The organism is Synechococcus sp. MU1643 (genome assembly GCF_020514095.1).
GTDB lineage: Bacteria > Cyanobacteriota > Cyanobacteriia > PCC-6307 > Cyanobiaceae > Parasynechococcus.
The window spans coordinates 53,891-78,570 of the sequence record NZ_VTKY01000004.1; the positions used below are offsets into that span (position 1 = coordinate 53,891).

Below are 24,680 nucleotides of genomic sequence, written 5' to 3' on the forward strand. Positions count from 1 at the left end.
GCGCGGATCAGGAATGGAAGAAAAGGGCGTCTGGCTCGATTCAGGCGGCGGCCACCGCGTCGATAATTGTGTGATTCATCACTACGCGGCCCACCGTGGTGAGGATGTAGCGACTTATCAAGGAACCGTCTTCATCGAAGCGATCGCGACGGAAGCTCCACTCTTCGATTCGCGTGCCATCGCTGAGGGATTCGCTCTTGCTGGGCGCATCCAGCTCTTCATCGTCCTGAACTTCACCGTTGAAGCGGACCCAAACCCAATCATGCAGCCCAATACGGGTGTCTTCGAAGGCATGGATGACATCCTCCAGACCCGCGAAGGTGCAGCTGCGATCGCCGAAGTCGGGCTTGGTGGCACCGGGTTGAAGCGCTGTCAGGTAGTAGGAGCCGAGCACCATGTCCTGAGACGGAGTGATGATCGGCTCGCCTGTGGCGGGCGACAGTATGTTGTTGCTGGCCAACATCAGCATGCGTGCTTCGGTCTGAGCCTCGATGGCCAGAGGCACGTGAACGGCCATCTGGTCACCGTCAAAGTCAGCGTTGAACGCTGGACAGACCAGGGGGTGCAGCTGAATGGCGCGGCCATCCACCAACTTGGGTTCGAAGGCCTGGATGCCGAGACGGTGCAGGGTTGGAGCACGGTTCAGCAGGATCGGGTGACCGTCGATCACCTCCTGCAGCACCTGCATCACTTCATCGTCGGCACGCTGGATCAGCTTCTTGGCAGCCTTGATGTTGTTAACAATGTTCTGGCGGATCAGGCGGTGGATCACGAAGGGCTGGAACAGTTCGATCGCCATCTCCTTAGGCAGACCGCACTGGTGCATCTTCAACTTCGGACCCACCACGATCACGGAACGACCGGAGTAGTCGACCCGTTTACCCAACAGGTTCTGACGGAAGCGGCCCTGCTTGCCTTCGATGATGTCGCTCAGTGACTTGAGCGGACGGTTGTTGGCACCTACCACGGTGCGACCCCGACGGCCGTTGTCGATCAGGGCATCGACGGCCTCCTGCAGCATCCGCTTCTCGTTGCGGACGATGATTTCAGGGGCCAGGATTTCCTGGAGCCTCGCCAGACGGTTGTTGCGGTTGATCACCCGCCGGTAGAGATCGTTGAGATCACTGGTGGCAAAGCGACCGCCATCGAGCTGGACCATCGGACGAAGATCAGGCGGAATCACCGGGATCACATCCAGCACCATCCACTCGGGACGGGCGTTGGTAGCGATGAAGTTGTCGATCACGCGCAGACGCTTGATCAACTTGGCGCGCTTCTGACCCTTACTGCCGTTGATCTCCTCACGCAGCTGCTCAGCCACTTCATCGAGGGTGAGATCTTCCAGCAGTTGCTTGAGGGCCTCAGCACCGATGCCTACCACGGGCTCGTTCTCGATCTCGGAATCTTCGGCGTAAATCTCGTCTTCAATTTCCAGCCATTCGTCTTCCGTGAGCAGCTGCTTGTACTTCAGGTCCTTGTGGTCGCCGGGATCCAGCACCACGTAGCAGTTGAAGTAAACGATCTGCTCCACATCCCGCAGGGGCATATCCAGCAGGATGGCCACGTAGCTGGGGATCCCCTTCAGGTACCAGACGTGGGAGACCGGTGCAGCCAGCTTGATGAAGCCCATGCGGTGACGACGCACGCGGCTCTCGGTGACCTCCACACCGCAGCGTTCACAAACGATGCCCCGGTGACGCACCCGTTTGTACTTACCGCAATGGCATTCCCAGTCTTTGGAAGGGCCAAAAATCTTTTCGCAGAACAGCCCATCCATCTCGGGCTTGAGGGTGCGGTAGTTGATGGTCTCCGGCTTGGTGACCTCACCGACAACCTGGCCGTTGGGCAGGGTGCGCTGTCCCCACTCCATCACCCGATCGGGTGATGCGAGGGTGATTTTGACGTAATCGAAGTGGTTCTCGGTGCGGAGGTTGCTGTTGGTCATTGACGGTTAAGGAAGAAGGAGCGGGGAATCGGTTCGTTCGTTGATCCGTCAGTCCTCGTCGTAATCCGCGACGCCGAGGGATTCGTAGGTGGGCCTACTGGGGGTGCTGCGACGTGGGTTCACGTCCTGCATCAGGTCCACTTCCTTGCCTTCATCGGTGTAGACGGCGATGTCTAGACCCAGGGACTGAAGCTCGCGCATCAGCACCTTGAAGGATTCCGGCGTACCGGGGCGGGGGATCGGCTTGCCTTTGACGATGGCGTTGAGGGCCTCGTTGCGGCCCTGCATGTCGTCGGACTTGACCGTGAGCAGTTCCTGCAGGGTGTAAGCGGCGCCATAGGCCTCAAGTGCCCACACCTCCATCTCACCCAGACGCTGACCGCCTTGCTGTGCCTTACCGCCCAGGGGCTGCTGGGTGACCAAGGAGTAGGGGCCAGTGGAACGGGCGTGGATCTTGTCGTCCACCAGGTGAACCAGCTTGAGGAAGTGGGAATAGCCCACGGCCACGGGCTGATCGAAGGGCAGACCGGTACGACCATCACGCAACTGCAGCTTGCCGGGATCCTCAGGGTCGTACACCCAACCCTTGCCGGGCTGCTTGGCGGCTTCCTTGAGGAAGGTCTCGACGGTCTGCTGGGACTTCTCAGCCCCGTACATCTCATCAAAGGGAACGATGCGCACGCGGCAATCCAGGTTGGACGCCGCCCAACCCATCAGCAACTCGAACACCTGACCCACATTCATCCGGCTCGGCACACCCAGGGGATTGAGCACGATGTCGACCGGGGTGCCGTCGGGCAGATAGGGCATGTCCTCCCGGGGAAGGATGCGGCTGATGATGCCTTTGTTGCCGTGGCGGCCGGCCATCTTGTCGCCGACCTGGATCTTGCGGCGCTGGGCCACATAAACCCGCACCACCATGTTCGCGCCGGGGGGCAGCTCATCACCCTGTTCACGGGTGTAGATGCGCACATCCACAACGCGGCCACGCTCGGTGCCGGGCACACGCAAGGAGTTGTCGCGCACATCGCGGGCCTTCTCACCAAAGATCGCGCGAAGCAGCTTTTCTTCAGGTGGCTGATCAGATTCGCCCTTGGGCGTCACCTTGCCAACGAGGATGTCGCCGCTTTCAACGAAAGCACCAACGCGGATGATGCCCATCTCGTCGAGGTTGCCGAGACTTTCCTCAGCGACGTTGGGAATCTCGCGGGTAATTTCCTCGGGTCCGAGCTTGGTCTGACGCGCTTCGATCTCGTACTTCTCGATGTGAACCGATGTGTAGAGGTCGTCAGTGACCAGACGCTCGCTGACCAGCAGCGCGTCCTCGTAGTTGTAACCCTCCCAGGGCATGTAAGCGATCAGAACGTTCTGACCCAGGGCGATCTCACCGCCTTCACAGGCCGAGCCATCCGCCATCACCTGACCGACGATCACCGGATCGCCACAGCGAACGATCGGGCGCTGGTTCAGGCAGGTGTCCTGGTTGGAGCGCTGATACTTCTGCAGGAAGTGGGTGTGGTCGTTGCCGTCCTCGTCCTGAACAACGATGGCATTGGCATCCACATAGGTGACAGTGCCATTCACCCGGGAAATCGGCACCATGCCGGAGTCGCGGGCCACCTGGGTTTCCAGGCCGGTACCCACCAGGGCACGCTCGGGACGCAGCAACGGCACAGCCTGACGCTGCATGTTTGAGCCCATCAGGGCGCGGTTGGCGTCGTCGTGCTCCAGGAAGGGGATTAGGGACGTTGCCACGGAAATCACCTGCACCGGTGAGAGGGCGACGTAGTCGACCTGCTCAGGAGGGACCTTCTCGAAATCCTGGCGGTAACGCACAGGAATCAGATCGGCTGTGATCCTGCCGTCGTCCTCGGTGGCCACATCACCAGGGGCAACGCGCACTTCGTCTTCCCGGTCTGCAGACAGGTAGATCGGATCGCCATCCTTCAGGACGACACCGTTCTCGACCTTCCAGAACGGAGTTTCGATGAAGCCGTACTCGTTGACCCGGGCGTGGGTGGCCAGGGAGTTGATCAGACCGGCGTTGGGACCTTCCGGCGTCTCAATCGGGCAGAGACGGCCGTAGTGGGAGGGGTGAATGTCACGCACGGCGAAGCCTGCACGCTCACGGGTGAGACCACCAGGTCCAAGAGCCGAGATGCGGCGCTTGTGGGTGAGCTCAGCCAGAGGGTTCGTCTGGTCCATGAACTGGCTCAGCTGGCTGGAGCCGAAGAACTCCTTGATCGCTGCCACGAGAGGCTTGGGATTGACCAACTGTGCTGGGGTCAGCGAATCGGTTTCTCCAACGGTCATCCGTTCCTTGATGATCCTCTCGAGACGGTTCAGACCCACACGAACCTGGTTCTGCAGGAGTTCACCCACGGAACGCACGCGGCGGTTGCCGAGGTGGTCGATGTCATCGAGGCTGGCGCCGCCGACATCAAGCTCCAGGTTGATCAGGTAATCGAGAGTGGAGAGCACGTCCTCATGGGTGAGGGTGCGCACCGTGTCGGGGATGGTGAGACGCAGCTTCTTGTTGATCTTGTAGCGGCCGACCCGACCGAGGTCGTAGCGCTTGGGATCGAAAAAACGGGTCTGCAGCAGCTGCTGACCACCACTCACTGAGGGGGGTTCACCTGGACGCAGTTTCTTGTAAAGCTCAAGCAGCGCCTGGTCTTCCGAGCTGATGCCCTCGTCGTTCGCGGCATCAATCGACTTCTTATAAAACTCGGGGTGACGCAGCTTGTCGAGCACGTCGTTGTCAGACAGACCCATGGCACGCATGAGCACGTGCGCGTTGATCTTGCGGGTCTTGTCCACACGAACGTGGAGCAAGTCGTTCTTATCTGTCTCAAACTTCAGCCAGGCACCCCGGTTGGGGATGACGCTGGCGTTGTAGGTGCGCCGACCATTCTTGTCCATTTCATCTTTGAAATAGACACCCGGGCTACGCACGATCTGGTTCACGATCACGCGCTCAGCGCCGTTGATGATGAACGTGCCGCGCTCGGTCATCAGCGGCAATTCGCCGATGAACACCTCCTGCTCCTTGATCTCACCGGTCTCCTTATTGACCAGGCGGCAGGTCACATACATCTGAGAAGCGAAGGTCGCATCGCGACGCTTGGCCTCTTCCACATCATGGCGGGGGCGCTTTAGCCGGTACTCGCTACCGATGAAGTGCAGCTCCAGCTTGCCGGTGTAATCCGTGATCGGAGAGAAGCTTTCCAGCTCCTCGATCAGACCTTGATCCAAAAACCACTTAAAGCTGGCCCGCTGCACCTCCACCAGATCAGGGAGGTAGGTGGCGGTCTTGGCGACCTGAATCGCGCTGCTGCTCATGCGGGGACCGGCAGAGAGGACGAAGGGACTGGGGAGGACTGGATTGGCGGCAAAAGCTCACCCGACAAGACGATTCGACACAGCAGCGGCACTGACGGTTTCCAGTACGGAACCGTCAGCGCCGCTGCTGCTGTTCAGAAATCGCGGGTCAGATCAGCTGACGACGACAAATGCACCGGAAGGAAATGGACGCTTCAGGCACCACGCACAAGAGAAATTCCTGCGCCTGGCCAGCCAATACAACATCTTACATATGGACTCGACTCTCCCGAAACCCCAGTTAAGGGAGTCCGAACAAACGCCGGGCGTTGGAGGTGCTACTGCAGGCCACGCTGTCGAGATCCACGCCGCGGAGCTCGGCCACCCGCGTTGCAACGGAGGCCACAAAGGCCGGCTCGTTGCGCTTGCCGCGGCGGGGCACAGGGGCCAGAAAAGGGCAATCTGTTTCCACCAGGAAACGATCCTCCGGCACCTGACGGGCACAGTCGTGGGTGGGCTCCGCCTTGGGGAAGGTGACAGTGCCACTGAAGCTGATGTAGAAACCGAGATCGAGAAAGTGGTGCATTTCATCAGGGGTGCCGCCCCAGCAGTGCATCACCCCTCCAGGGCAACTGCCCTGCGCCTTGCGGGCCCGCAGTTCCTCCAGCATCGGCTCGGCTGCATCCCGGCAGTGAATGATCACCGGCAGGTTCAACTCCACCGCTAGATCCAATTGAGGACGCAGCACAGCAAGCTGCTCCTCCAGATTCTTGTCACGGAACAGATCGAGTCCGAGTTCACCGATAGCGACCACCCGATCGTCCTCGAGGGCCGCCCGACGCAGCACAGCCACCGTGTCATCCCTCCAATGCTCGGTGTCCAGTGGATGGACGCCGACGGAATAACGCATCTCCGGAAACCGATCAGCCAAGGCGCGGATCGCCGGAATTTCAGAGGGTTCAACGCAGGCGTGCAGCAGAGCACCAACCCCAGCCTCACGCCAGCGTGAGGCCACCTCATCGAGGTCGTCATCAAAGTTGCGAAAGACGATGTGACAGTGGCTGTCAATCAACGTCGGGGTGGGGGACACAGCTGGGCCGAAACGCGCTTTCGGCCCATTCTGCCGGTTGGAACCGAATCAGCTGGCGGGCTCGAGTACCTTGCGCACGGCCGCGCTGAGGCGGGACTTCTGATTGGCACCGTTGTTGCGGTGCAGCACACCAACTTTCACGGCCTTGTCAATCTTGCTGAAGGCGGCACGCATATAGATCTGCACGCTGGCCTTGGCTTCATCACCAGGGGTCACGCTGTAGGCATCACAAGCGGCGAAGCAGCGCTTCATCAGGGTGCGCATCGACGACTTGTAGGTGCGGTTGCGCAGACGGTTGCGCTCAGCAATCTCAATCCGCTTCTTGGCTGACTTGTTATTGGCCACTGAGGCTTCAACGTTGCGAACAATCCAACATGTTACTCCTTGATAGGACCCCTTCCCTGCGTTGTGGAGTCCTAACTTGACCGAAATCTCCCACCGTCCCTTTGTCTGTGAGCCAACCGGCCGTTGCTCCCCTTCGCATCGTGCGGGATCTGGAACAGGCCCAGACAGAACTGCAACGGTTATGTAGCCGCACCACACAAATCCAGCAAGGTGAAGCCCGTGAGCGGGTTGAAACCATTCTTGCGGCGGTTCGCGACCGCGGCGATGCGGCCATTGCCGATTTCACCGAACGGTTCGATGGCTTCCGTCCAGAACCGATGGCGGTTTCCCCCGAGGCCCTCGAACATGCCTGGAATTCGCTGCCGACCAACCTGCGGGACGCCTTGGAGCTGGCCCATCGCCGCATCACCGACTTCCACCAACGCCAACGTCCCGCCGATCTAGCGGTAACGGGCCCCCACGGCGAACAGCTCGGGCGCCGCTGGCGACCGGTAGAGCGGGCAGGTCTGTACGTGCCCGGAGGACGCGCGGCCTACCCCAGCACCGTGCTGATGAATGCGGTGCCAGCTCGGGTCGCCGGCGTGAAGGACGTGGTGATCTGCTCCCCCGCAGGACGGAGTGGTGCAGTTAGCCCCGTGGTGCTGGCAGCGGCCCACCTCGCCGGAGTGAAAACGGTGTTCCGCCTCGGAGGTGCCCAGGCTGTCGCCGCCATGGCCTATGGCAGCGAAAGCGTGCCCAAGGTGAATGTGATTAGTGGCCCCGGCAACCTTTACGTGACCCTGGCGAAGCAGGCGGTGTACGGCCAGGTGGCAATCGATTCCCTGGCGGGACCAAGCGAAGTTCTGGTGATCGCGGACCACTCCGCTAAGCCCGACCAGGTGGCGGCGGATCTGTTGGCGCAGGCGGAGCACGACCCCCTGGCGGCGGCGGTGCTGATCACCACCGACCCTGCATTGGCCGACGGGATCAACTCTGCGGTGGCCGAACAACTGGCCAATCACCCCCGCCAGGAGATCTGCGAAGCCGCTCTGCGGGACTGGGGGCTGGTGGTGGTCTGCGACGACCTCGAGAGCTGTGCCCGCCTAAGCGACAGCTTCGCCCCCGAACACCTGGAGCTGCTGGTGGAGCGGCCCGAACCTCTAGCGGATCGCATTCAGAACGCCGGAGCCATTTTCCTGGGTCCCTGGTCCCCAGAAGCTGTGGGGGATTACCTGGCAGGCCCAAACCACACACTGCCGACCTGTGGAGCTGCGCGCTTCAGCGGGGCCCTGAGCGTTGAGACCTTCATGCGTCACACATCGCTGATCGGTTTCAACCGGGCTGCGCTGGAAGCAACTGGTTCAGCTTTGCAGGAGCTGGCCACCAGTGAAGGCCTGCACAGCCACGCTGAATCAGTGCGGCGGCGCCTCAGCTGAGGCGCTGCTCCAGGCTGCGGACACCCGCCACGCCATCGGCAATCTCGCCGACCAACACCTCATCGGTAATGTTGACGAACAGGCCGTTCTCCAACACACCGGGGATGTTGTTGATGATCTGTTCCAAAGCCACTGGATCGGCAATACCACCTTCAAGTTTGGCATCCAGCACAAGGTTGCCCTGATCGGTAACCACAGGACCGGCCTTGCGCTGGGCCATGCGTAGCTCAGCGCTGCATCCGAGGGCTTCCAGCTGCTGCTTCACTTGGCGCCAGGCCCCTGGCAGCACTTCCACCGGCAGCAGAAAACCGAGGTTGAGACGGTCCACCAGTTTGGTGGAGTCCACTACCACAACAAAACGATCCGCCCGTGCCGCCACGAGTTTTTCCTGCACGTGGCAAGCGCCGCCGCCCTTGATCAATTGGAAGCCAGGGTCGACTTCGTCGGCACCATCGATGGCTAAATCAATCCGGCTGACGGCGTTGAGGCTGAGCAGTGGGATGTTGAGCTCCGCGGCCAGCACCTCTCCTTGAAAGGAGGTGGTCACACCAACGATGTCTTTAAGTTCGCCGCTGGCGAGCTTGGCCCCTAGGCCCTGAATCATCAACGCTGCGGTGGAACCTGATCCTAGGCCCAGCACCATGCCGTCCTTGATCTGTTCAACAGCGGCGTCAGCCACCGCCTGTTTCATCTGGGTCTGAAGATCAGCCATCAGGTCACGTCCTTAGGGGCGCGACCGTAGCAAGGGTTTCAGGCCATCCCAGGCAGGGGTTCCGGTTTGACGGAAAGGGTCAGCTCGCGACCCGCCCGTAGCACCTTCAAGGGCAGGGGAACATCGATAGCAGCGGCATCCACCACCTCGAGCAGCGCCTGAGGGTCGGGAATGTCACGCTCTTCAACATTGATCAATAGATCGCCGCGGCGCAGTCCTGCTTTTTCGGCAGGGCCATCGGGAAGCACAGCTTGCACCAGGGCACCGCTGCGTTCTGGCAGCTGCACAAGGGCATTGGGGTCCTTGTTGTGATCGCGCGCGATGCGCGGTGTAAGAGCAACCAGTTGCAGACCGATATACGGATGCACCACCTCACCCTGCTGCTGCAGCTGATCTGCCACCCGGCGGGCCAGGTTGATCGGGATGGCAAAACCGAGTCCTGCCCCAGGGCCCGACCGCACCAGGGTGTTGATGCCAATCACCTGGCCATCACCGTTGACCAACGGCCCGCCGGAATTACCGGGGTTGATGGCGGCGTCGGTCTGAATCAGTTCCAGCCGTTTGTCGGCGAAGCCAAGACTGTTGATGTTGCGGTGCAGGCTGCTGACGATGCCCAGGGTCACCGTGCGTTCCAATCCGAATGGGGTACCGAGGGCGATCGCCCAATCGCCCACCTGCATGGCTTCCGAATCACCCAAGGGAGCCCGTGGCGGCAGTTGATCGCCCTCGAGACGTACAAGGGCCAGGTCCGTCACCACATCGGTGCCCACCACCTGGCCATCACGCTGTTCACCGTCGGCCAGGGTGACGCTGACAGACTCCACCCGATCCACCACATGGGCGTTGGTGAGCACAAGCCCCTTGGCATCAATCACCACACCGGAGCCTTGACCTCGTTCCCGTTCCGGTGCCGCGGGAGGGTCCCCCAGCAGATCCCGCAATAGGGGATCGAGCAGCGTGGGATCAAACGGCTGACGTTCCACGGTGCGTTCGGTGTCGATCCGAACCACCGCAGGGGCCACACGCTGAACGGCATCGGCCACAAAACTGTGCTCTAGAGCCTGGACGGACGGTCCAGCACCGACGAGGACGGCAGCGGCCACCAACACGGCCAAGAGTTGACGCAGGGCGTACCGCAACGCAAGACCTGTGAATTGCCTTCTTTTTATCGGATCCAGCCAGAGAAGCGGGCCTTGTTCCAAATCGAACGCAATCTCACAACGCCTTTTGCGATGCGGAGACATGCTCGGCAATTGCCGCTAACAAATCAGCAAACGCAGTTTTTCACATGCGTGGGCTTCTGGCTCCAGCGGCAGCCAGGCGATGCTTTCCCAGATGCACCAGCCGAACTGGGCAACACCTGACAGCGGGTAGACGGTCCCGTACATTGATGATGTGTCCGACGGGCATCTCCCTGCGGGAGATTGGTCACAACTGAAATGCGCGTCGGGCCGACGTCCGCCCTCAGTTCGCGTTGCCTCATCCTCTGCTTCCAGATCTCGAAACGCTGGCCACCGAGGTGGCCGCCAGCAAAGGCTTTGCCCTTTGCGGCATTCAGCTGCTCACCCACATGAGCCCAATGACCCTGGAAGTGCAGATCCGCCACAGCAATGGAGCGGATGTGAGCCTCGATGACTGCGCGGGTTTCAGCGGGGTATTGGGGGATGCCCTTGAGGCCTCTTCCCTGCTCACTGACGCGTATGTTCTGGAGATCAGCAGTCCAGGCATCGGCGACCAGCTGTCCAGCGATCGCGACTTTGAAACCTTCCGCGGTTTCCCCGTTGAGGTTGATCACCGCGACAAGGACGACAGCGAGCAACGTCTGGAGGGCCTCTTGCTCGAACGCGACGCCGAAACGCTGCAGATCAACATTCGCGGGCGAATCAAACGTATTCCTCGGGATTGCGTGATCGGTGTCCGCCTCACGAGTCCAGGCAGCTGAACCCAGCGTTCACCCCCCTGAAACCGCTCCCTTCTTTTCTCCTAACCCAAAGCGATGGCTCTTGTTCTGCTTCCCGGCCTCAGCAACCTGATCGACGACATCAGTGAAGAGAAGAAGCTTCCGCCCCAGGTGGTGGAAGCGGCCCTGCGGGAGGCCCTGCTGAAGGGCTACGAGCGCTACAGGCGCACTCTTTATCTCGGAATCAGCGAAGATCCCTTTGATGAGGAGTACTTCAGCAACTTTGACGTTGGCCTCGACCTTGAGGAGGAGGGCTACCGGGTTCTCGCCAGCAAGATCATTGTGGATGAGGTGGAGAGTGAAGACCACCAGATCGCGATCGCCGAGGTGATGCAGGTGGCCGATGACGCCCAGGTGGGTGACACCGTGGTGCTGGATGTCACCCCGGAGAAAGAGGATTTCGGCCGCATGGCCGCCGCCACCACCAAGCAAGTGCTGGCCCAGAAGCTGCGGGATCAGCAGCGCCGAATGATCCAGGAGGAATTCGCTGATCTAGAGGATCCGGTACTGACGGCCCGAGTAATCCGCTTCGAACGCCAGTCGGTGATCATGGCGGTCAGCTCAGGCCTAGGCCGTCCGGAAGTGGAAGCAGAACTCCCCCGGCGCGATCAACTGCCCAACGACAACTACCGCGCCAACGCCACCTTCAAGGTCTTCTTAAAGGAAGTGAGCGAAGTTCCCCGCCGGGGACCGCAGCTGTTCGTCAGCCGCTCCAATGCCGGCTTGGTGGTTTACCTGTTCGAGAACGAAGTTCCCGAAATCCAGGAAGGATCGGTTCGGATCGTGGCCGTGGCCCGTGAAGCCAATCCGCCCTCACGTTCAGTGGGTCCTCGCACCAAAGTTGCCGTCGACAGCATCGAACGCGAGGTGGACCCAGTCGGCGCCTGCATTGGCGCCCGCGGCTCTCGCATTCAGCAGGTGGTGAACGAACTGCGTGGAGAAAAAATCGACGTGATTCGCTGGTCCCAAGATCCGGGCCAGTACATCGCTAATTCACTCAGCCCAGCTCGGGTGGAAATGGTTCGCCTGGTGGATCCAGTGGGCCAGCATGCCCACGTGCTGGTGCCCCCCGACCAGCTGAGCCTGGCCATCGGCCGCGAAGGCCAGAACGTGCGCTTGGCCGCCAGACTCACCGGCTGGAAGATCGACATCAAGAACTCCACCGAATACGACCAAGAGGCAGAGGATGCCGTGGTAGCGGAGCTGATCTCCCAGCGGGAGGAAGAGGAAGCCCTCCAACAGCAAGCAGAAGAAAGGCTGGCCGTCGAACAGGCCGCTCGAGCGGAAGAAGATGCACGCCTGAGGGAGCTGTATCCGCTGCCCGAAGACGAGGAGGAGTACGGCGAGGAGCAGCCCGAGCAGGAGTTCTCGGACGAGGAGCCCTCTGAGTTGGAAGCTGGCTCCGAAACCGAAGCTGAAACTACGGACGCAACGGTTGAAGCCGATACCGATGCCGATCAGGAGCAGGTCCGGTGAGTGACCGTCCCGTCCTGCGTCGCTGCGTGGCCTGCCGCCAACTCTTGGATCGCCGCCAACTGTGGAGGGTGATCCGCGACTATCAGGACGGAGTTCTCCTCGATGAGGGGATGGGCCGTTCGGCCTATCTCTGCCGCGAGGAGAACTGCCTTGAGGAGGCGACCCGTCGCAAACGTCTGCATAAAGCCCTGCGTTGTCAGGTGCCCGAAACAGTGCTTGCGGTGTTGAAACAGCGGCTTAACCAAAGCGTTGGTGAATCCGCTGAGGCAGACTGAACATTGGCCCCACGTTGTGAGTGGCCACCGCGGCATTCCATGCCCGGACCGATCGGAGACCCGAACTGAATGACCAGCAGCGGCAAAGTCAGAATTTACGAGCTGTCCAAGGACCTCGGCCTTGAGAACAAAGACGTGCTGGATGCGGCTGAAAAGCTCTCGATTGCTGCGAAGAGCCACAGCAGCTCGATCAGTGACGCTGAAGCAGGAAAAATCCGTTCTCTGCTTGGGAAAGGCCGGAATGGTGCGACGTCCGCTGCCGCGGCCCCTGCAAAACCCGCACAAGGGAAGGCCATCCTCTCAGTGCAAAAAGCAGCTCCTGCCGCCCCGAGCAAACCCACCCCAGCGGTGAGCAAACCGGTCGCCAAGCCCCAAGTGGCGGCCAAACCACAAGCGGCCCCGAAACCTCCCGCAGCGGCCACGCCCAAACCGGTGATCAGCAAGCCGGCCCCTGCCCCGGCGAAATCGTCGGCAGCTCCTGCCCGGCCCGCCGCGCCTCAGAAACCACCTGCAGTCCCGGCGCGACCGACGGCGGCAAAGCCCTTGCCAAGGCCTGCCGCAGCCAAGCCGCAGGTCATCAGCAAGCCAGCTGCGGGAAAACCGGAACTGGTGAGCAAGCCCAAGGCTGCTGCCAAACCCACGGCACCCACGCCGCGGCCTACACAAGCTCGCCCGGCGCCGCGTCCCGCTGTGGCTGGAAGTCCAGCACGGCCCACCCCTGGCCAGGGTCAAGGTCAGCCCAAGCCGCAAATCATCCGCGCTGGCGCCCCATCTCGGCCCGGCAATCCAACCCGTGCCGGCGCTCCTGCAAAACCCGGAGCACCTTCACGACCAACCCCCAGGCCTGAACTAGTGGGCAAACCTGTGCCCCGCCGTCCTGCTGGCACAGGCGTGCCTCAACGCCAGGGGGGTCCAAGCCGTCCAGGAGCCCCCACCAGACAGGGGGGTCGCCCAGGGATGCCTCCCCGCGGCGGCAACACCCTGGAACTGGTCGGCAAGCCGATTCGTCGCGACGGCAGCGGTCGTCCTGGAGCGCCCACCCGTCCGGGAGCTCCTGGACGTCCCGGCATGCCCGCTGGAATGCGCAAACCGGTGGCTCCCGGTGAGCTCATGCAGCTGCAGAAGCCTGTCGGCAGGCCGGCGGCACCGGCACCCCGCCGTCCCGATGCGCCCACCAAAGCCGGTGCTGGAGCAGGAACGGCCACCCCGCCTGTAGCGCGTCCGAATGCTCCCTCGGCACCCCGCCGTCCCAGCTTCCGTCCCGGCGGGCCTGGAGGACAGCGGCGCCCTGGTCGGCCCGACTGGGATGACAGCGCCCGGCTCGATGCTCTGCGCAGCCGCTCGCCGCAGAAGCAGCGCCAGAAGGTGCACATCATCGGCGAGAACGATGATTCCCTGGCGGCACAGACCGGCGGCTTCGCCGGCGAACAGGAGAACATGGTTCTGTCGGCGAGCCTGGCTCGTCCCGCCAAGCCCAAATCGCAGAAGCGCACCGCACCAAAACCGGTGGCGGCGATGCGTAAGCGCAAGAAGGAAACCGCCCGTCAGCGTCAGCGCCGGCGTGCCATGGAACTGCGGGCAGCACGGGAAGCCAAGCAGGTGCGGCCCGAAATGATCGTGGTGCCGGAGGACAACCTCACGGTGCAGGAACTGGCGGACATGCTGAGCGTCGAAAGCTCAGAAATCATCAAATCCTTGTTCTTCAAAGGGATCATCGCCACGGTCACCCAGACCCTGGATATGCCCACGATCGAGGCCGTCGCCGACGAATTCGGCGTGCCTGTGCTGCAGGACGATGTGGAAGAGGCGGCCAAGAAGACCGTCGAAATGATCGAAGAGGCAGACAAGGCTCACCTAATCCGGCGTCCGCCCGTGGTCACCGTCATGGGCCACGTCGACCACGGCAAAACCAGCCTGCTGGATGCCATCCGTCAGGCCCGCGTCGCTGCGGGTGAAGCTGGAGGTATTACCCAGCACATCGGTGCGTATCAGGTTGAGATCGAGCACAACAACGAACAACGCAAGCTCACCTTCCTGGACACTCCTGGCCACGAAGCGTTTACCGCCATGCGAGCTCGCGGCACCAAGGTGACCGACGTGGCTGTGCTGGTGGTGGCCGCCGATGACGGCGTACGGCCGCAGACCCTAGAAGCCATCAGCCACGCCCGGGCCGCGGAAGTGCCGATTGTGGTAGCGATCAACAAGATCGACAAAGAAGGTTCATCGCCCGAAAGGGTGAAGCAGGAGCTGTCGGAGCAAAACCTGCTAGCTGAAGACTGGGGCGGCGATGTGGTGATGGTGCCGGTGAGCGCCATCAAGGGCGAAAACATCGACAAGCTGCTGGAAATGCTGCTGCTGGTCACCGAAGTGGAAGACCTGCAGGCGAACCCGGACCGCTTGGCCCGCGGCACAGTGATCGAAGCTCACCTCGACAAGGCCAAAGGCCCCGTGGCCACGCTGCTAGTGCAGAACGGCACCCTTAAGACCGGCGACGTGGTCGCCGCTGGTCCAGTGCTGGGCAAGGTGCGCGCCATGGTGGACGACAACCGCCAACGCCTCAAGGAAGCTGGTCCCTCCTTCGCTGTGGAGGCTCTTGGCTTCAGCGAGGTGCCCACCGCCGGTGATGAGTTCGAGGTGTACCCCGACGAGAAATCAGCCCGGGCGGTTGTAGGCGATCGTGCCTCCGATGCGCGTGCCACCCGTCTAGCTCAGCAGATGGCGTCACGACGCGTCTCGCTCACAGCCATGTCCGGCCAGGCGAATGATGGTGAGCTGAAGGAACTCAACCTGATTCTCAAAGCCGACGTTCAGGGCTCTGTGGAAGCCATCCTCGGATCGCTCGAGCAGCTGCCCAAAGATGAGGTGCAGGTTCGGGTGCTGCTGTCGGCACCTGGCGAGATCACCGAAACCGACGTCGACCTGGCAGCCGCCTCCGGCGCAGTGATCGTGGGTTTCAACACTTCCATGGCCTCCGGCGCCAAGAAAGCCGCGGATGCCACCGGGGTGGATGTACGCGACTACGACGTGATCTACAAGCTTCTGGAAGACATCCAGATGGCGATGGAAGGTTTGCTCGAACCGGAACTGGTAGAGGAAGCCCTGGGCGAAGCCGAGGTGCGCGCCGTCTTCACCATCGGCAAGAGCGCCGTGGCTGGCTGTTACGTCACCACCGGCAAGCTTCATCGCAACTGCCGGGTGCGGGTGCACCGCGGTAAACAGGTGGTTTACGAGGGCGACCTCGACTCTCTTCGTCGCAACAAGGACGACGTCAAAGAAGTGGCCACGGGCTTCGAATGCGGTGTCGGCACCGATCGGTTCGCCAACTGGGAAGAAGGCGATCGCATTGAAGCCTTCAAGATGGTTACTCAACGCCGCAAACTCACCACCTAACCCCGCAAGCGATCGTGCAGCCCCGCAGCGAGCCCCTGCTCTGGCTTCAGTGCCTGGCTCTTGGAGCCATCCCCCTGGAGCTGCTGCTGATCCGCCTGGTCCTGGCCGGTGCGGATCCGGGCCCCGTGCCTGGTGTGGAGCGATTTCTGATCTGGGGCGTCGGGGTATTGGCCCCAGCCGTCGCGTTGTGGCGACGCCCCGCCGACTGGGGGTCACTCCTGTTGGTGCGTCAGCCGCTGGCTAGCCGCAACAGAGAGCAACTCCGCATCAGTGCATCGCACAGCGCCCTGAGCAGTCGGGTCGCCGTGAGTATCACCGCAGTCATCCTGCTGCCTGTCCTCTGGTGGTTAGATGATTCAGCCGTGCTGGCGAGTGAGTTTTCCCCGGTTTCGGGGCAATCCCGCCTGGTCACCCTGCTGCTGGTGAGTCCGCTTCTAGCCTTGATGGTCTGGCAAGTGCAGCAGCTGGTTCAAGCTGCGACACTGTTGTTGGCGTCGGGTGCAACGGTTGCCCCTGCCGATTTAGCTTTTCCTGCTGACGCTGTTGCAACGCAACGCACCAGCCTTGGCCTGCAATTGCTCAACCTCCCCGCCCTGGAATGGCCGGAGCCTGCAGTAGAACCGAGTAAGCAAGGGGCCGATGCGGCCATGAATGTGGAAGTCGCCGAGTCTGAGACGGACGACAGCACTGATCAAGCCAGCACTGAAAACGTCAGCGACGACGACACTTTTAAAAACGAAGATCCAGACGAAGAGCGCTCAACCATCAATCCGGTGCCAGCTGACGTGTATGACGAGGCTGAGGCCGAAGCACCGGACCCCGTCGATGCAGAGGCCCAAGACGACGAATCTGAAGACAAAGGTGCGGATGATGCCGATGGAGATGAAGAACAAAACTCCAAGCCACCAGCCCCCTCGGAATCAACCGTCGCTGCTACCGCCTCTGTTCCGGTCGAACCAGAGCAGCCCGGAGAAGAGCAGGAGAGCACCGCCCTGGATCCCGAAATCAGAAAGGTCGACAGTGCCGCCGGCGGAAGCACGGAAAGCCATCGTGAACAAGCCGAGCCCAGCGGAGGCAAAGAGAGCAAACCAGACCAGCCGTCTGAGCCCACGCCAGGGGGTCTGTGACTCTTTGAGCAAACGTTCCCGCAAAGCTGGATCCAGGCGGGATTTGGAGCGCTGATTTTCGGACAAACGTCCAAGTCGGATTCAGAGCAAATGTTAAATTGCCGTTGTCGCCGATGTAGCTCAGCCGGTAGAGCAACGCTTTCGTAAAGCGTGGGTCGCCTGTTCAAGTCAGGTCATCGGCTTTATCAGTTTTGCATAGATCCACCTGATTCAATGCAGAATTAATTTATACATAGAGTCCTCAGCCTTGCTAACAAGCAGAGATCATTACCTAGCGCGATCAGGCCGCTGAGAAGGCCATTCCAGGGAATAATTCAATGTTCCAGATCTACATCAGCCAATACTTCAGACGCCTCCGGATTCAGAAGCACCAATACTCTTCGCGACCAAAGTTTGAGCTGGCGTTTTAACCAGGGCGTCATCATCGCTTCTTCAACAAGGCGCTGGTACGAAACATCCGCGATCACCCCGATTCCACCGCCCTACGACCTCTTCGTTCGCGTCATCAATTGGGTATTCAGAACCCAGTTGCTGCTGTCATTTGAAAGCCAGGGTTCAGCGCTTACGGGAAGTCTGCTGTTCTTCGGGTTCCTGATTGCTCAGCACATCGGGGGCCTATGTCGAAGGGCCTTTCGATCAAGACGGCAGCAGCTTTTCGATGCCCCTGAATACGATCTGCGTGGGAATCAGTGAAGACCTGATGCCGAGACAACTCGACTACGGCCAGTATTGTCCAAACCGGAATCCTGTGTTCTGGGATTGATAACCCTGATGGGCATTGGATCAGCCCTCAGCGGGTTGCTGCTGGTGCTGTTTCTTGTGGTTCATCTGGCCGGTTTATTACCCGCCCTGATCGCGCCGGTGCAGTTCGAGCATTACGCCACGGCCCTGCATCGCCAGCCGTGGCTAACCACTTTAGAAGTCTGCTTGGCCGCCACCACAGCCATGCATCTGAGCTTCACTACCGCCAAAACGCTACGAAATCGGGGTGCTGGAAATACAGCTGAGCTGCGCAGCCACCGCGGTCAAATGCTTGAGGCTCTCGATCAGCTAAACGAACAACTGATCAGCTCAGGAGAACGGCCGGGGAGCTTCGAGCACGACTGCCGCGAAGGCATCTGCGGCAGCTGTGGCTTCCTGGTGAATGGCCAGGCCCATGGCCCTCGAGCAGCCACATCGGTGTGTCAGCTCTACCTGCGGGAGTTCACCGATGGTTCGGAGCTGACCCTGGATCCATGGCGAGCCAAAGCCTTCCCCCCATCCAAGACCTGATGGTGGACCGCTCCGCATTCGACCGGCTGATCGCCGCCGGCGGCTACTGCTCAACGGGCACCGGCCAGGCTCCGGACGACAATGCCATGCCCGTGGGCCGGGAGCAGGCCACCAGCGCCTTCAGCACAGCAACCTGCATCGGTTATGGCGCCTGCGTCGCCAGCTGCCGAAATGCCTCAGCAAGCCTTTTCGTGGCCGCCAAGCTGGCGCACCTGGGGCAGCTGCCGCAGGGACAACCGGAACGGGCCCGCCGCGCCGACGCCATGCAACGCCAAATGGAGGCAGAGGGCTTCGGCAGCTGCAGCAGCAACCTCGAATGCGAGGCGGTCTGCCCCCAGGAGATTTCCGCGGACTGGATCAGCTGGATGCACCGGGAACGGAGAAGCTGACTTCGCAAGAACACCACAATCGCTGGTGCACCAGCCCAGATATCATTAGAAACCTTTCTCTGATAATCAACAACGAATAACTACTGTTCTAAGTATCGATTCAAGCCAGCAGCATGCAATCCAACCCCCAGCAGGAGCAAATCACCAAAACGGTGGTTGGCATGACCACCATCTTCATTAGCGGCATCGCCTTTCTCTCCAGTGTGTTCGTTGTTCCCGCCGGCGAAGTTGGCGTTATCACCACCCTAGGGAAAGTCTCTAACACCCCAAGAGAGCCAGGCCTGAACCTCAAACTTCCGTTCATTCAGTCGACCCACAATTTCAGCGTCAGAACACAGGTCATCCCCGAAAAATTCTCAACGCTCACCAAAGACCTGCAGGTGATCGAAGCCACAGCCACAGTGAAATATGCGGTCAAGCCAGGGGAAGCCCCCAGGATCTACAGCACGATTGCCACCGATGACTCTGCGATTTACGCAAGGGTGATTCAGCCATCACTGCTGAAATCTCTGAAGTCGGTGTTCTCAAAGTATGAACTTGACACCATCGCCACCGACTGGAACAACATTTCCACCCTTGTACAAGAAAGCGTCTCCAATGAACTGAGCAAATTCGACTATGTAGCTGTCAAAGGCTTGGACATCACTGGCCTCAAGATTGCTGAGGAATACCGAGCAGCAATCGAGCAGAAGCAAATCGCTCAACAGCAACTTTTGCGCGCCAAAACAGAGGTTCAGATCGCCGAGCAAGAGGCCCTGAAGTTTCAGACCTTGACCCGCTCGCTCAATGACAGCGTTCTCTACAAGTTGTTCCTTGACAAGTGGGACGGAAAAACAAAGGTGGTTCCACCCATTCGCGGGGGGAGCACGCCGCCGGTGATTGTCGGGCAATAACGGGATACGTCAGAGCCCAGCGCAGCCGCGGGTCGCAGCCCGTAGGTCCGCAATGGCCTGGGCGCCGCGGCCCGCCTGCAGCTGCTGCATCACCAAATCCGCCTGGACGCCCAGTAAAAGGGTCTGGCACGGATATGCACTAAGAGCCGACGCCTGTCGCTGCAGCGCCTCCGCCTCAATCAAGGCTTGTTCGCACACCTGAGGATGGCCCTGCTCAAGGCAACGCTTTGCTCGGGCCTGAAAGGCTGCCAATGGAAAAGCCCGCACCGCAGGAACTGCCATGCCAAGAACCAGTAGGACTGTGACGGAGCGCGCGATCAGAGCTCAGGAGGGCGTTTTGCTGAGATGATGCCTCAACCTCGACTAAAAAACGCACCGTGTACACCGACTGGACCGCCATTGCCCTGCTGCTGTTCACCGCGGTGCCGCTATTGATAGTTGTGGCGACGGCCACCTACTTCGTGATCCAGAACGATCAAAAGACTCCCCTGGGCTGAAGATCAAGCCAGGGGACGGTTCGGACAGCTGAGTTTGGCCAGACCTGTGGTGCTGAGGGGCTGATGGTTCAACGTTGCGGATTGCACCGCCGAACTGAGCTGACCAGTTCCAAGACAGACAATGCATGTTCGGAAGCGATCCCCAGACACCCGCTGCATTCCACTCCCACCACAGACGGTGCACGTGCACATGATCCAAAGGATCAGACAATGAATTCAGTGTGGGGCGAAATCCCGCTGCCGATCCCGAAGTGTTCCTTAAGAAATCACTGCATTGATCTTCTGCTGCGTCAAGTGTTCAAGCAACTCTGGTGCACTGAGACGTGTCCCAGGTTCAAGCAGCTGAAGACCTGAGGCCAATCGCCCGATCACAGCGGCCGCATCCAACCCTGCGGTGCGGAGCGATTCCAGGCCTGAGCTGGCCTCACGCTTGGACAGCTTCTGGCCGCTGGCATCACAAAGCAGCGGCCCATGGCGGAACTGGGGAGGAGATTCACCTAGGGCCGCGAACAGGCTGCGCTGGGCTGGCAAGGCCTCGCGCAGATCAGCACCACGCACCACGTCGGTGATGCCGAAACTGAGTTCGTCGATCACGGTGGCTAGCTGGTAAGCAATGAAGCCATCGGCTCGCCGCAGCACCACATCGCCACTGCCGTGGGGATCGTGGTCGGCAACCCGTAGGCGCCAACTGGGAAGCCGCTGTTCTTGCCAGCCCCAGCTATGCCCAGCCATCCGGCAGAAGCCGGAGTAGATCGGCTGATCGGCAAGTTCCCGCCGGGAGCAGCGACAGGCGAACAAACGTCCGGAGCGGCGCAACCACGACAACCAGGAGTAGTAAATGCCACGCCGCTCGCTCTGGAGCAGCACCGGGCCATCCCACTCAAGGCCCAGCCAGCGCAAATCACTTTGGATCGCCTCGATGGCACCGGCGCGGCTGCGCGGCGTATCGAGGTCATCAATGCGCAGCAACCAGGCACCACCGGCATGACGTGCCGCCAACCATGACAACAGAGCCGTTTGTAGGTTGCCGAGGTGGAGCACCCCCGTTGGCGATGGGGCGAAACGGCCGCGATAGCCACCGGCGGTAGCCAAGGCACGCCCTGCATCCAGATGTTGCTGCAGATGCACCGGAACAACCATCGTGGGAACAGCCAACAAAAAAGGCGACCCACTGGGTCGCCTGGAGAACGAGGTTGTGGCGTTGATCAGCCCTGAACGCGATCTTTGAACATCTTGCCGGCGGTGAAGGCGGGAACGCGCTTGGCGGGAATCGCGATCTTCTCACCGGTCTTGGGGTTCAGACCCTGACGGGCGGAGCGCTCACGAGGTTCAAAGGACCCGAAACCCAGGATGGACACCTTCTTACCTTCCACCACGGAATCGATGATCGTGTCGATGGCGGCGTCGACAACCATGGAAACGTCGGTCTTGGTGAGCTCGGTGCGAGCAGCCACCAGATTCACCAGATCAGCTTTGTTCATTGGTTAGAAAGAGTCGGGGGGCGGGAGACGGCTCAGATACGGCGTCGTGGGCTCGCCGCTGCCTTCCCCAAGCGGCCCAATCGTATGGAGAGCAACCGGTTGCTGCAAGCGAAACGTGTTGTGCCGCAACGCATTAGCAGTTGTCCGCAACATCGCTCCAACCGCTGAAGGACACGAGCCGCTCCCCACGCAAGGCACCAAGCGCAGACCCAGAAAGTAGTTGGGGACTGGCATCTGAAGGAATCCAAGCCCTGAGTTTGGCCACACTGTTCAGCTGTCTGGGCCAATGAAATGTGCGGGCATGGCGCATCGGTGCGAGCTGCCCTGGAGCCCATGGCGTCAGCAAACGCCCGCAGAACAACAGCTCATTTGGTGCCGGAGCGAACACCACACAGCTCCCCGGCGTCGGACCCGGCGTCCACAACAGCCGCAAACCGCTCACCGTAGTGTGTTCCTCGGAGAAGGTCTCCAACGGCTCAACATTGGGCAGGAGATACGCCTCCTGTTCCTGCACCAGCACCGGCCATCCCAAGCGCTCCTGAACGCGACGCAGGCACCCATGCCCTTCACGACTGGTGAGCAGGATCCTTGGCTTGCGGGTTCCCGCCAGCTGGCGCAGGGCAGCGAGGCTGGCCTCCGTCAACGGCGGACAGTCCACCAGCACGGGCTCGGGCTCGAGATCGAGCCACCAGGAACTGCCGCCCTGGCTGTCGCGATTGGGTGGAAACAACCAGAGGTCGTCGCGCAGCTGGTGCGGCGGCCGACCGGCTTCAAGTGTGGTGGTCATCGCCATTGGTTCAAACAACGGACCAAACCACTAGTTTGAAGTCGAGATGTACCAACATGCCTTGAGTGGCATTCACCCCGGTTCTCCTTGGCCATTGGGCAGCAGCCTCACCAACCGAGGGGTGAACTTCGTGTTGGCAGCTCCCGGGGCCGACCGCATCGAATTGCTGCTGTACAGCAACAGCAACGAGCGCAGTCCGGAGCGGGTGATCGAACTGGATGGTCGACGTCACCGCTCAGGCGACTACTGGCACGTCGAGGTCGAAGGACTCGGCGAAGGCTGCTGTTACGGCTACCGGGTCTTCGGGCCGCTAGCGCCGGGGGGGCATGGCTTCCAGCCCTCCAAGGTGCTGCTGGACCCCGCCGCACGGGCCATCAGTGGCTGGAACGTCTACGACCGGGTGCTGGCCACCGGACCCTCACCCAACGCCCATGCCTGCCTCAAGGCGGTGGTGTGCGAACGGGACCTGTTCGATTTTCAGGCCCATCCGCGCCCACGCCACAGCTGGCAACGCACGGTGATCTACGAGCTGCACGTGGGAGGCTTCACCGGCCGCGAGGATGCAGGGGTCGCCGCAGAGCACCGCGGCACCTACCTCGGCTTGATCGAGAAGCTGCCCTACCTCAAGGAGCTGGGCATCACGGCAGTTGAGCTGTTGCCGGTGTTTTGTTTCGACCCGGCCGATGCCCCCCCGGGGCGCGACAACGTGTGGGGATACAGCCCCATTAGCTGGTTCGCACCCCACCACGGCTACTGCAGCAGCGGCGATCCGCTACTGGCCCGACATGAAGTGCGCCAACTGGTGGCCGCCTCCCATGACGCCGGCATCGAGGTGCTGCTGGATGTTGTCTACAACCACACCACCGAGGGCAACCGCCATGGCCCAACGCTGAGCTGGCGCGGCTGTGCCGACAACGTTTACTACCAGCAAAACGACGACGGCGATTATCAGGACGTGAGCGGCTGCGGCAACTCAATCGCCGCCAATGCGCCGATCAGCACCCGGCTGATCCTCGAGTCGATGCGCTGCTGGGCATTGGAGCTGGGGGTGGATGGCTTCCGCTTCGACCTAGGCATCGCCCTGAGCCGCGGCGATCAACTCAACCCCCTAGACGAGCCGCCCCTATTCACAGCTATGGAGGCCGACCCGCAGCTGAGCGACCTCAAATTGGTCAGCGAACCTTGGGACTGCGGAGGCCTGTATCGGCTGGAGGATTTTCCCGCCAAGCGGATCGGCACCTGGAACGGTCATTTCCGCGACGGGGTGCGGCGCTTCTGGAAGGGTGACGACCACACCACCTGGACCCTGGCCCAGCGGTTCAAGGGCAGCCCCGATCTCTATGAGGGCAAGCCCGTGGCCCTGGGGCGTTCGGTGAACTTCATCACCGCCCATGACGGCTTCACCCTGGTGGATCTGGTGAGCTACAACCGCAAGCACAACCTGGCCAACGGCGAAGACAACCGCGATGGCGAGAACCACAACAACAGCTGGAACCACGGCATAGAAGGGCCCAGCAGCAACCCGCTTGTGCAATCCCTGCGGCGGCGGCAGCAACGCAACCTGCTCAGCTCGCTGCTGCTGGCCCGTGGCGTGCCGATGCTGCTGATGGGCGATGAAGTAGGCCGGAGTCAGGGGGGCAACAACAACAGCTGGTGCCAGAACAGCCCTCTGGGCTGGATGGTCTGGGATGAAGACCACTGCGACGTGGAACTAAAGCAATTTCTGCAGCGCCTGCTGCGGCTACGCCAGGCCTTACCGCAACTGTTCAATCCACTCATACCGCCGCGGGAAAGCAACCGCAAATCAGCGGAGCAACCATCGGCGCAGCGAAGCGATCTCTGGCGTCAATGGCACGGGGTGAACCTGGCCAAACCCGATTGGGCGGCCTGGAGTCGCACCACCGCCACCAGCCTCCACAGCGGCAGCCGCGGTGCCCTGCTCTGGATGGGCTTCAACGCCTACAAGGAAAGCCTCAGTTTTGAGTTGCCGGTTCCGGCCTCGCCCTGGAAACGGTTGATCGACACCTCCCTGCCCAGTCCCAAGGATTTCCCAGCAGAACCGGCCAACTTCAGCGGAGTGGAGATTCCGCTGCAGAGCCGCAGTTTCGTGCTGCTGCTTGCCGAAGAGGAAACGACTGGCCTTCGATTGTGATCAGAGCGGGTGACGGGAATCGAACCCGTGTCATCAGCTTGGAAGGCTGAGGTCTTACCATTACACAACACCCGCTTAGTACAAACAAACCACCTGATGGGCTGGTGGTGACGTAAGCACGCATTCATTATGGCAATCCGCCTGCCCGAAGCC

Annotated in this window: 18 protein-coding genes, 2 tRNA genes and 2 pseudogenes; 10 read left to right on the plus strand and 12 right to left on the minus strand. The window is 61.1% G+C overall.

Translation table 11 applies throughout. From position 1 onward, the window contains the following. Positions 1-40: 40 nt before the first annotated feature. The 4 genes from FZX09_RS07790 to rpsT all read right to left on the minus strand — a co-directional run bounded on the left by FZX09_RS07790 (position 41) and on the right by rpsT (position 6,701). Complete coding sequence (locus FZX09_RS07790) at positions 41-1,945, minus strand: DNA-directed RNA polymerase subunit gamma (protein WP_226401779.1); 1,905 nt, start codon at positions 1,943-1,945, stop codon at positions 41-43. 48 nt (positions 1,946-1,993) lie between these two features. Then, positions 1,994-5,287, minus strand: a complete 3,294-nt coding sequence (gene rpoB, locus FZX09_RS07795) for a DNA-directed RNA polymerase subunit beta (RefSeq protein ID WP_226401781.1) — start codon at positions 5,285-5,287, stop codon at positions 1,994-1,996. Positions 5,288-5,567: 280 nt separating this feature from the next. Further along, positions 5,568-6,356, minus strand: a complete 789-nt coding sequence (locus tag FZX09_RS07800) for a TatD family hydrolase (protein ID WP_226401783.1) — start codon at positions 6,354-6,356, stop codon at positions 5,568-5,570. Between the two features lie 48 nt (positions 6,357-6,404). Next, positions 6,405-6,701, minus strand: coding sequence for a 30S ribosomal protein S20 (gene rpsT / locus FZX09_RS07805; RefSeq protein ID WP_226401785.1), 297 nt, complete (start codon positions 6,699-6,701; stop codon positions 6,405-6,407). Positions 6,702-6,808: 107 nt separating this feature from the next. On the opposite strand from rpsT, the gene hisD reads away from it, so the two are divergent. Next, a complete protein-coding gene (hisD, locus tag FZX09_RS07810; protein ID WP_226401787.1) occupies positions 6,809-8,116 on the plus strand; it encodes a histidinol dehydrogenase in 1,308 nt (435 codons plus the stop codon). Here the strand turns inward: hisD and rpiA are convergent. Together rpiA and FZX09_RS07820 are read right to left on the minus strand one after the other, a co-directional pair. Further along, complete coding sequence (rpiA, locus tag FZX09_RS07815; protein WP_226401789.1) at positions 8,109-8,828, minus strand: ribose-5-phosphate isomerase RpiA; 720 nt, start codon at positions 8,826-8,828, stop codon at positions 8,109-8,111. The two genes, hisD and rpiA, sit on opposite strands and share 8 nt — an antisense overlap. Positions 8,829-8,866: 38 nt before the next feature. Beyond that, complete coding sequence (locus FZX09_RS07820) at positions 8,867-9,934, minus strand: trypsin-like peptidase domain-containing protein (protein ID WP_226401968.1); 1,068 nt, start codon at positions 9,932-9,934, stop codon at positions 8,867-8,869. A gap of 368 nt (positions 9,935-10,302) precedes the next feature. Between FZX09_RS07820 and rimP the strand changes: the two genes are divergently transcribed. The 5 genes and pseudogenes from rimP to FZX09_RS07845 form a co-directional block, all read left to right on the plus strand. Next, positions 10,303-10,770, plus strand: coding sequence for a ribosome maturation factor RimP (rimP, locus tag FZX09_RS07825; protein ID WP_226401791.1), 468 nt, complete (start codon positions 10,303-10,305; stop codon positions 10,768-10,770). Positions 10,771-10,824: 54 nt separating this feature from the next. Then, on the plus strand, positions 10,825-12,264 hold the full coding sequence (gene nusA / locus FZX09_RS07830) for a transcription termination factor NusA (protein ID WP_226401793.1): 1,440 nt from the start codon (positions 10,825-10,827) through the stop codon (positions 12,262-12,264). Continuing rightward, positions 12,261-12,539, plus strand: coding sequence for a YlxR family protein (locus tag FZX09_RS07835; RefSeq protein ID WP_226401795.1), 279 nt, complete (start codon positions 12,261-12,263; stop codon positions 12,537-12,539). The genes nusA and FZX09_RS07835 overlap by 4 nt, the downstream gene beginning before the upstream one ends. Before the next feature lie 69 nt (positions 12,540-12,608). Continuing rightward, a complete protein-coding gene (infB, locus tag FZX09_RS07840; protein ID WP_226401797.1) occupies positions 12,609-15,929 on the plus strand; it encodes a translation initiation factor IF-2 in 3,321 nt (1,106 codons plus the stop codon). 14 nt (positions 15,930-15,943) lie between these two features. Then, positions 15,944-16,504 (plus strand): annotated as a pseudogene (locus FZX09_RS07845) (low-complexity tail membrane protein); the annotation flags it as partial. Between the two features lie 345 nt (positions 16,505-16,849). Here FZX09_RS07845 and FZX09_RS07850 read toward each other — a convergent pair. Next, the gene (locus tag FZX09_RS07850; RefSeq protein WP_226401799.1) at positions 16,850-17,122 is read right to left on the minus strand and encodes a DUF3493 domain-containing protein; all 273 of its coding nucleotides are present in this window, start codon (positions 17,120-17,122) and stop codon (positions 16,850-16,852) included. A 43-nt stretch (positions 17,123-17,165) separates the two neighbouring features. On the opposite strand from FZX09_RS07850, the gene FZX09_RS07855 reads away from it, so the two are divergent. The 3 genes and pseudogenes from FZX09_RS07855 to FZX09_RS07865 all read left to right on the plus strand — a co-directional run bounded on the left by FZX09_RS07855 (position 17,166) and on the right by FZX09_RS07865 (position 19,610). Further along, positions 17,166-17,238, plus strand: a tRNA-Thr gene (locus tag FZX09_RS07855). A gap of 763 nt (positions 17,239-18,001) precedes the next feature. After that, positions 18,002-18,717 (plus strand): annotated as a pseudogene (locus FZX09_RS07860) (succinate dehydrogenase/fumarate reductase iron-sulfur subunit). A 161-nt stretch (positions 18,718-18,878) separates the two neighbouring features. Continuing rightward, complete coding sequence (locus FZX09_RS07865) at positions 18,879-19,610, plus strand: prohibitin family protein (protein WP_370624213.1); 732 nt, start codon at positions 18,879-18,881, stop codon at positions 19,608-19,610. Between the two features lie 9 nt (positions 19,611-19,619). On the opposite strand, the gene FZX09_RS07870 is transcribed toward FZX09_RS07865, so the two are convergent. The 4 genes from FZX09_RS07870 to FZX09_RS07885 all read right to left on the minus strand — a co-directional run bounded on the left by FZX09_RS07870 (position 19,620) and on the right by FZX09_RS07885 (position 22,381). Next, a complete protein-coding gene (locus FZX09_RS07870; protein ID WP_226401803.1) occupies positions 19,620-19,892 on the minus strand; it encodes a hypothetical protein in 273 nt (90 codons plus the stop codon). Between the two features lie 473 nt (positions 19,893-20,365). Continuing rightward, complete coding sequence (gene gluQRS, locus FZX09_RS07875) at positions 20,366-21,247, minus strand: tRNA glutamyl-Q(34) synthetase GluQRS (RefSeq protein ID WP_226401970.1); 882 nt, start codon at positions 21,245-21,247, stop codon at positions 20,366-20,368. A gap of 65 nt (positions 21,248-21,312) precedes the next feature. Then, entirely contained in the window at positions 21,313-21,588 is a 276-nt protein-coding gene (locus FZX09_RS07880; protein WP_006850925.1) for an HU family DNA-binding protein, read from the minus strand. 133 nt (positions 21,589-21,721) lie between these two features. Further along, positions 21,722-22,381 (minus strand): MBL fold metallo-hydrolase, encoded by a 660-nt coding sequence (locus FZX09_RS07885; protein WP_226401805.1) that lies wholly within the window; start codon positions 22,379-22,381, stop codon positions 21,722-21,724. Positions 22,382-22,421: 40 nt separating this feature from the next. Here FZX09_RS07885 and FZX09_RS07890 point away from each other — a divergent pair, with 40 nt between their 5' ends. Further along, positions 22,422-24,527 (plus strand): glycogen-debranching protein, encoded by a 2,106-nt coding sequence (locus tag FZX09_RS07890; protein WP_226401807.1) that lies wholly within the window; start codon positions 22,422-22,424, stop codon positions 24,525-24,527. A 4-nt stretch (positions 24,528-24,531) separates the two neighbouring features. Here FZX09_RS07890 and FZX09_RS07895 read toward each other — a convergent pair. Then, positions 24,532-24,602 (minus strand) — tRNA-Gly (locus tag FZX09_RS07895). Between the last annotated feature and the right edge of the window lie 78 nt (positions 24,603-24,680).

What these genes read in the sequence shown, in the direction of transcription:
- FZX09_RS07880 (WP_006850925.1), bottom strand. Translation starts at nt 21,588, where the DNA reads ATGAACAAAGCTGATCTGGTGAATCTGGTGGCTGCTCGCACCGAGCTC.
- FZX09_RS07890 (WP_226401807.1), top strand. Translation starts at nt 22,422, where the DNA reads ATGTACCAACATGCCTTGAGTGGCATTCACCCCGGTTCTCCTTGGCCA.
- infB (WP_226401797.1), top strand. Translation starts at nt 12,609, where the DNA reads ATGACCAGCAGCGGCAAAGTCAGAATTTACGAGCTGTCCAAGGACCTC.
- gluQRS (WP_226401970.1), bottom strand. Translation starts at nt 21,247, where the DNA reads ATGGTTGTTCCGGTGCATCTGCAGCAACATCTGGATGCAGGGCGTGCC.
- nusA (WP_226401793.1), top strand. Translation starts at nt 10,825, where the DNA reads ATGGCTCTTGTTCTGCTTCCCGGCCTCAGCAACCTGATCGACGACATC.
- FZX09_RS07870 (WP_226401803.1), bottom strand. Translation starts at nt 19,892, where the DNA reads ATGGCAGTTCCTGCGGTGCGGGCTTTTCCATTGGCAGCCTTTCAGGCC.
- rpiA (WP_226401789.1), bottom strand. Translation starts at nt 8,828, where the DNA reads ATGGCTGATCTTCAGACCCAGATGAAACAGGCGGTGGCTGACGCCGCT.
- FZX09_RS07885 (WP_226401805.1), bottom strand. Translation starts at nt 22,381, where the DNA reads ATGGCGATGACCACCACACTTGAAGCCGGTCGGCCGCCGCACCAGCTG.
- FZX09_RS07790 (WP_226401779.1), bottom strand. Translation starts at nt 1,945, where the DNA reads ATGACCAACAGCAACCTCCGCACCGAGAACCACTTCGATTACGTCAAA.
- FZX09_RS07865 (WP_370624213.1), top strand. Translation starts at nt 18,879, where the DNA reads ATGACCACCATCTTCATTAGCGGCATCGCCTTTCTCTCCAGTGTGTTC.
- rpoB (WP_226401781.1), bottom strand. Translation starts at nt 5,287, where the DNA reads ATGAGCAGCAGCGCGATTCAGGTCGCCAAGACCGCCACCTACCTCCCT.